This is a genomic window from Kitasatospora sp. NPDC057542 (assembly GCF_042801945.1).
GTDB lineage: Bacteria > Actinomycetota > Actinomycetes > Streptomycetales > Streptomycetaceae > Kitasatospora.
Map to the genome: position 1 here is coordinate 1 of NZ_JBHVFE010000443.1, position 7367 is coordinate 7367.

6 protein-coding genes are annotated in these 7367 nt (G+C 73.7%); all 6 read left to right on the forward strand.

Annotation, left to right across the window (positions count from 1 at the left end; genetic code table 11):
* Nucleotides 1-101: 101 nt before the first annotated feature.
* Entirely contained in the window at nt 102-860 is a 759-nt protein-coding gene (locus ACFU7Y_RS35850; protein WP_224283951.1) for an NUDIX domain-containing protein, read from the forward strand.
* A gap of 177 nt (nt 861-1037) precedes the next feature.
* Complete coding sequence (locus tag ACFU7Y_RS35855; protein ID WP_224283952.1) at nt 1038-1316, forward strand: hypothetical protein; 279 nt, start codon at nt 1038-1040, stop codon at nt 1314-1316.
* Between the two features lie 267 nt (nt 1317-1583).
* Nucleotides 1584-3128, forward strand: coding sequence for an ATP-binding cassette domain-containing protein (locus tag ACFU7Y_RS35860; protein ID WP_380770868.1), 1545 nt, complete (start codon nt 1584-1586; stop codon nt 3126-3128).
* A gap of 3 nt (nt 3129-3131) precedes the next feature.
* A complete protein-coding gene (locus ACFU7Y_RS35865; protein WP_224283954.1) occupies nt 3132-4034 on the forward strand; it encodes a hypothetical protein in 903 nt (300 codons plus the stop codon).
* Nucleotides 4035-4201: 167 nt separating this feature from the next.
* On the forward strand, nt 4202-5134 hold the full coding sequence (locus tag ACFU7Y_RS35870) for a FadR/GntR family transcriptional regulator (protein WP_308020286.1): 933 nt from the start codon (nt 4202-4204) through the stop codon (nt 5132-5134).
* A gap of 537 nt (nt 5135-5671) precedes the next feature.
* The gene (locus ACFU7Y_RS35875) at nt 5672-7318 is read left to right on the forward strand and encodes an RNA polymerase sigma factor (protein ID WP_380770869.1); all 1647 of its coding nucleotides are present in this window, start codon (nt 5672-5674) and stop codon (nt 7316-7318) included.
* The last annotated feature ends 49 nt before the right edge of the window (nt 7319-7367 follow it).

Sequence of the window (7367 nt, forward strand, 5' to 3'; positions counted from 1 at the left end):
GGCCGGACGCGAGCCGCGCCGGGCCGGGCGGGGGCACCGGCCCCGCGCGGCCCACGCACGGGCCTGTGCTTATCGTCAGAGAGACGACTATGATCGTCGCCATGTCGCGTTACGATCCGTCGGCCTTCCCCCCGTTCGCTGTCACGGTTGACCTGGTGGTGCTGACGGTGCGCGACCACTCGCTCTGCGCCCTGCTGGTCAGACGAGGCGAGCCGCCGTTCCAGGGGTACTGGGCGCTGCCCGGCGGCTTCGTCCGCCCCGACGAGGGCCTGGCCGAGGCCGCCTCCCGCGAGCTGGCCGAGGAAACCGGTCTGCGTGCCCACACCGCCCCCGGCCACGATGCCGTCGGCCCCGGCGCGGCCGGCGCCCACCTGGAGCAGCTCGCCACCTACGGCCACCCGCAGCGCGACCCCCGGATGCGCGTGGTCAGCGTCGCCTACCTGGTGCTCGCCCCCGACCTGCCGACGCCCCGGGCCGGCGGCGACGCCAGCAGCGCCCGCTGGGCCCCGGTCGGTGAACTCCTCGGCGAGAACCCGGCCGACGGCGTTCCGCTCGCCTTCGACCACGGCCTGATCCTCGCCGACGGCGTGGAGCGCGCCCGCTCCAAGATCGAGTACTCCTCCCTCGCCACCGCCTTCTGCCCGACCGAGTTCACCGTCGGCGAGCTGCGCCGGGTCTACGAGGCGGTCTGGGGTGTGGCACTGGACCCGCGGAACTTCCACCGCAAGGTCACCGGCACCCCCGGCTTCCTGCTGCCCTCGGGCGGCACGACGACCCGTCAGGGTGGGCGACCGGCCCAGCTGTTCACTGCCGGCGGGGCGACCGTTCTCAACCCGCCCATGCTCCGTCCGGAGTCCTGAGCCCCCGACTCCGTGCCCAGCCCGCCCGGACCCGGGCCCCGGACCCGTCCCACCGCGGTGTGGCCCCGGGCAGCCGAATGGCCTGGCCTGGCTGCGGACCCGGGGGACGGCGGCGCAGAGTGTCGGTGGACGCTCCGGCCGCCGGGCCGGAGGTCTTCCGGCCCAGGGAGCCCTGCGATGGCCATCAAGGACTGCGCCAACCAGCGAACCCTCATCGAGGGGCTGGTGGCGGACTACCGGAGCCTCGACGAGACCACCACCGACACGGAGAAGGAACTGGCCGCGCTGCAGGCCGAGCCGGCGGCGCCCGAGACGATCGCCGCGGTGCAGGAACGGCTGGCCGCCGAGCGGGAGAGGCTGGGCGAGATCGCGGTCGAGGGCCAGGCCGCCGTCGACGAGTTCCACGCGGTGTGCGGCGGCGAGCAGCTCCCGCTCCCGCCCTGGCCCCCTCGGTAGGAGCCGCGCCCCTCCACCGAGCGCTGCGCTCCGCCCGGCCGAAGCCGCCGGAGCCCTCGGAACGGACCGGCCGCCCGTGAATCGCAGGATCGGATTGTCCCCTGATCGGGTGAGGCGGGCAGTCGGCGGGCCCGTGCCGTTCCCGTAATGCCCGGAATAGCCGTTGCCGCCCCCTAATGTGCTGGCGCGGAGCCGCGCGGGTGCATGCCCGCCGTCAGGGGCGCTCCGCGTCGAGCAGGTGGGCCGAGGGCATGGGAGCAGCCAGCGATGATCCAGATCACCGGACTGACCAAGGTCTATCGCAAGGGCGTTCCGCCCGCGGTGCTCGATCTGACCTTCGACGCCAGGCCCGGCACGGTGACCGCGCTGCTCGGCGCCGAAGGGGCGGGCAAGTCCACCGCGCTGCGGCTGATGCTCGAACTCGAACGTGGCCAGGGCGTCACGCTCTTCGACGGCCGCCCCTACCGCCGGCTGCGCCACCCCGAGCGCGAGGTCGGGGTGCTGCTGCCCGGCACCGGGGCAGCCGCGGTGGCCGGACACCCGGGCCGCAAGGCGCGCAGCCACCTGCGGATGCTCGCGGCGGCCGCCGGCGTCCCGGCCCGACGGGCCGACGAACTGCTGGAGCAGACCCGGCTGGCCGCCGTCGCCGGGCAGCGGCTGCGCACCTTCTCGCCTGGCATGCACCGCCGCCTGGCCCTGGCCGCAGCGCTGCTCGGCGACCCCGGTGCGCTGCTGCTGGACGAGCCCGCCGACGGCCTGTCGCCGCGCAACGTCGAGTGGTTCCACTCCTTCCTGCGCTCCTTCGGCGCCGCCGGCGGAACGGTCCTGGTGACCACCCGCACCCCGCAGGAGGCCTCCCAGCTCGCGGACCGGGTGGTCACCCTGGACCGCGGCCGCCTGGTGGCCGACCAGCCGGTCGCGGAGTTCCGGCGGACCAGGCTCAGCCCCGAAGTGGCCGTCCGGGGGCCGCAGATGGCGCGGCTGGCGGACCTGCTGGTCAAGCAGGGCGCGGACGTCCGCCGGGACGGCAGCGTGGGTCTCGCGGTGGCCGGCATCGACCGCACCGAGATCGGCGAACTCGCCTACCGCCACGGGATCCTGCTGCACGAGCTGGCCGACCGGGTGGTCGAACAGCCGGCGCCGCGGGTCGTCCTGTCGGCCGGCTCGGGTCGCTCCCGCCATCTCGGCCTCGGCCCCGGACCCGAGGCCGATCCGGGCGCGGACGCGGACCGGGAGCGGACCCCGCAGCCGGCGGTCGGCCGGCTCCCCGGGACGGCCGCTGTGCCGGCCCCGGCCGAAGCCGTGACGTGCCCGGTCGAGCCCGCGACGACCCCGGCTTCCCCCTCCGTCACCGAAGCCGCCGCCTCCGCCGCCGAAGCCGGCGCCGAGGCCACCACCGCCCCGAAGAGCAGTGCCCGCCACCGACCCCGGGAGGGCGGCTCCCTGCCCACCCGCGCCCTGCCCGCCGTGGCCTCCGCTGCGGCACTCCCCACCGCGCTCCCCGTTCTCGGCTTGGCCGGCCGCCGCCCCGAGCCCGCTGTGGAGAACGGGTCCGGTGCCATTGCCGAACCCGCCCCCACCGTGGCCGTCGACCGGCTCTTCCGCGACGACCCGGCCACGGCCTCGGTTCTGGCCCCGGCTTCGCCGCAGGCGCCCGCCCGGGTCCGGCCCCCCGGCAGCCGGGTGAGCACCGATGACCTGCTCACCGACGACACCGTCCGCCTCCGCCGCCCCGACTCGGGCACGACCGCCGCCCGGACCCCTGCCACTCCCGCAGCCCCCGCCATCCCCGACGACCACCGGAGCGAGTGAACCGTGCGTGCCCTGGCCTACGAGCTGCGCCGCCTGCGCGGCCTGCGTTCCACCTGGTTGCTGCTCGCCACCGTGCTGCTCGGCGACGCCGTCGTGGCCGCCGTCCTGGCGAGCCAGGCCCCGGACGGCCCCCTGGCGGCCCCGGCCGGAGTGCGACTGCTGACCGCAGCCCTCCCACTGACCCCGCTGCCCTTCGCCGCGCTCGGCGCCGGGCTGCTGGGCGCGCTCTCGTACGGCCACGAGGTGCGCCACCCGGGGCTGCCGGCCTCGCAGGTGTCGTACCCGCGCCGGGTGCGGCTGCTGCTGGCCAAGCTGCTGGTGATCGGCCCGACGGCGGGGCTGCTGGCGCTGGCCACCCTGCTGCTCGACACGGTGGTCGTGCACCTCGCGCTGCCGGACGGCGTCACGGTGTCGGCCTGGGCGGACCCGGCCGCGCTGTCGGACCGGGTGTCCGAGGCGCTGACCGGCGCCGGGATGTCCGGGCTGTCCGACCTGCCTGCCGTGTTCGCCCCGCTGGGGCTGGCGGCCGGCCACGGGGTGCCCGCCGCGCTGCTGGCCTTCGTCCTGCTCACCGTGCTGGCGGGCTGGACCGGGGTGCTGACCGCCTCGCTGACCCGCAGCGCCGGGTCCGGGGTGCTGCTGCTCTGCGCGCTGCCGACGCTGTTGGAGTCCTGCGTCACCCTGCTGCCGCACCACACCGGCAGGCCGTGGCCGACCCGGGCGGTCGAGCTGCCGTTCCAGTCGGGGATCGAGTGGGCCTACGGCTGGGTGTACGGGGGTCCCGACGAGGAGGCGGCCGGGAGTGCGGCGCTGTCCGATCCGGCGCTGCTCGCCGCGGTCGCGACGCCTGCGACGGTCCTGCTGTTCGCCTCCCTGCTGGCCCAGGCCCGCCGTCGCGCCCTGTAGCGCCACATCGGGCGCGGAGCCGCCCGGGTGGGGCTCGCTAGGGCTTCGCGGCTGCTCCGCGAGCACGGTCCTGCCCGGGACCACCAAGATCGACCAGCAGTGACCGTAATGAGCGTTTCTTCCTGATAAGAAGTCAATTATCCAGTCGCGGTCGATCACCCTTTCGTGTGCTTTTCACGAGAATTCTCAAGCCGCGCCGGCCGATCGCCGACAAAGGAGGCGTGAGTACCCTTGCGCACCCCACCATGACCCCCGCCCGTTCTGCCGAAGGGCCCATCCCCGGCCCCGGCGACCTGGACCGCTTCTCGTACGCCGACCGGCCGACCCCGCCGGCGCCCCGCTGGGAGGGCGCCGAGTCCGACATCGCCCGGGTCGGCCGCAAGACCACCAGCAGCCGCGGCCGCGGTCTGCACGGCCAGCTGGTCCAGCAGCTCGGCCAGATGATCGTCTCCGGCGACCTCGGTGCCGACCGCCCGCTGGTGCCCGAGGAGATCGGCCAGCGGTTCGAGGTCTCCCGGACCGTCGTCCGCGAGTCTCTGCGCGTGCTGGAGGCCAAGGGCCTGGTCAGTGCCCGGCCGAACGTCGGCACCCGGGTCCGCCCGGTCGGTGACTGGAACCTGCTGGACCCGGACATCATCGAGTGGCGTGCCTTCGGTCCGCAGCGGGACGAGCAGCGCCGGGAGCTGTCCGAGCTCCGCTGGGCGATCGAGCCGCTGGCCGCCCGGCTCGCCGCCGGTCACGGCCGGGAGGACGTCCAGCAGCGTCTGGTCGAGCTGGTCGAGATCATGGGCCACGCAGCCTCCCAGGCCGACCTCTCCACCTACACCCGGGCCGACGCCGAGCTGCACAGCCTGGTCCTCCAGATGGCCGGCAACCGGATGCTGGAGCACCTGTCCGGGATCGTCGCCTGCGCCCTGCAGGTCTCGGGTGGTCCGGCGACCTCCTGCGAGCGGCCCTCCGAGTCCTCGGTCGGCCTGCACGCCCGACTGGTGGACGCGCTGGGCGCCGGCGACGGCACCGCGGGCGAGGCCGCGATGCGGGCGCTGCTCACGGTCCATCCCGAGATCGAGCCGTCCGTCCCCGCGCCCAGGGAGCACTGAACGGGCTGTTTCCACGAGTGGAGGCGCCGGACGGCGGCGGTCCGCTCCGCCAGGGCCCTCCGGTCGCGCCGCGCGGCGCCGCCGGAGGGCCTTCGCATGCCGTCGCCCGCCGGGCCCGGACGAGGCGGCCGGATCCCGAAAAGGCGGTCGGCCCCGGAGCGGGCAGCCGCCCCCGGAATGCGAACCGGGAAGGCGGGGCCGCTCCAGGGCTTGTCCATGACAATGATTCGTTCCGAGAGTGCGCGATGATGGAAGCGGCCCCGGGTTGCGGACGCCGGGTGGTGTGACCCGCGACACGAAGGCCATGCGTAACACTTGACGAGTAGCAGCGATGTGTCCTGAGCGGAAGCAGCTCCGGAATACTCCAACATGTCAGAATGCTGTGTTGGTCCACGGCGCTGCTGCCGTCCTGCAAACCCAGTCCTCAAGCCCGAGTCGGTCGGAATCGACACCGCGCGCCCGACGCGCGATCTCCTTCCCCGCCCGCTCGGGCGGCCGGTACGGGTTCGAGTCCACTCATCGTCCGAGAGGTAGTTCGTGTCGGCCAGCACATCCCGTTCGCTTCCCCCCGAGATCGCCGAGTCCGCGGCTCTGCTGGCGCTCATCGAGCGGGGCAAGGCCCAGGGGCAGATCGCCGGTGACGACGTGCGCCAGGCGTTCGAGGCGGACCAGATCCCGGTCACCAAGTGGAAGAACGTCATGCGCAGCCTCAATCAGGTGCTGATTGAGGAGGGTGTGGACCTCATGGTCAGCGCGGCCGAACCGGCCGGCGCCAAGCGCAAGAGCGTTGCTGCCAAGAGCCCCACCAAGCGCACCGCCACCAAGGCTGTCACCACCCGGACCCCGGCCGCCCCGTCGGCCCCGACCAAGCCGCCGGTGCGGATCGCCCCCGGCGCCCCCGTCGCGGCCCCGGCCGTCGCGGCCGCTGCGGCCCCGGCCCCCACCGTCTCCGCCGAGATCACCTCCTCGGAGGCGACCACCGTCCTCTCCGAGGTGAAGGCGGCTCCCGCGAAGAAGGCTGCCCCGGCCAAGAAGGCCGCGGCCAAGAAGACCGCAGCGCCGGCCAAGAAGGCCGCCGCCAAGAAGACCGCCGCAGGCAAGACCGCCAAGGGCGACGAGGAGCTGCTCGGCGAGGAGGAGCTGCTCGAGGACGTCGCGCTGCCCGGCGACAAGGCCGAGGCCGAGGGCACCGGCCCGGAGGAGGAGTCGGAGGGCTTCGTCCTCTCCGACGACGACGAGGACGACGCGCCGGCCCAGCAGGTCGCCGTCGCCGGTGCCACCGCCGACCCGGTCAAGGACTACCTGAAGCAGATCGGCAAGGTCCCGCTGCTCAACGCCGAGCAGGAGGTCGAGCTCGCCAAGCGCATCGAGGCCGGCCTGTTCGCCGAGGACAAGCTCTCGGCCGCCGACAAGCTCGCCCCGAAGCTCAAGCGCGAGCTGGAGATCATCGCCGAGGACGGCCGCCGGGCCAAGAACCACCTGCTGGAGGCCAACCTCCGTCTGGTGGTCTCGCTGGCCAAGCGCTACACCGGTCGCGGCATGCTCTTCCTGGACCTGATCCAGGAGGGCAACCTCGGTCTGATCCGTGCGGTCGAGAAGTTCGACTACACCAAGGGCTACAAGTTCTCGACCTACGCCACCTGGTGGATCCGTCAGGCGATCACCCGCGCCATGGCCGACCAGGCCCGCACCATCCGCATCCCGGTGCACATGGTCGAGGTCATCAACAAGCTGGCCCGCGTCCAGCGCCAGATGCTCCAGGACCTGGGCCGCGAGCCCACCCCGGAGGAGCTGGCCAAGGAACTCGACATGACCCCCGAGAAGGTCATCGAGGTCCAGAAGTACGGCCGCGAGCCGATCTCGCTGCACACCCCGCTGGGCGAGGACGGCGACAGCGAGTTCGGTGACCTCATCGAGGACTCCGAGGCGGTCGTCCCGGCCGACGCGGTCTCCTTCACCCTGCTCCAGGAGCAGCTCCACTCGGTTCTGGACACCCTGTCCGAGCGCGAGGCGGGCGTGGTCTCGATGCGTTTCGGCCTGACCGACGGCCAGCCGAAGACGCTGGACGAGATCGGCAAGGTGTACGGGGTCACCCGTGAGCGCATCCGCCAGATCGAGTCGAAGACCATGTCGAAGCTGCGCCACCCGTCGCGCTCCCAGGTGCTGCGCGACTACCTGGACTGATCGACGGCAGTCGTTCCACGCGAAGGCCCGGAGCCGCACGGCTCCGGGC

Bases quoted from the DNA above. Each gene is read 5' to 3' on its own strand.
- ACFU7Y_RS35850 (WP_224283951.1), top strand. From the start codon at position 102: ATGTCGCGTTACGATCCGTCGGCCTTCCCCCCGTTCGCTGTCACGGTT.
- ACFU7Y_RS35855 (WP_224283952.1), top strand. From the start codon at position 1,038: ATGGCCATCAAGGACTGCGCCAACCAGCGAACCCTCATCGAGGGGCTG.
- ACFU7Y_RS35860 (WP_380770868.1), top strand. From the start codon at position 1,584: ATGATCCAGATCACCGGACTGACCAAGGTCTATCGCAAGGGCGTTCCG.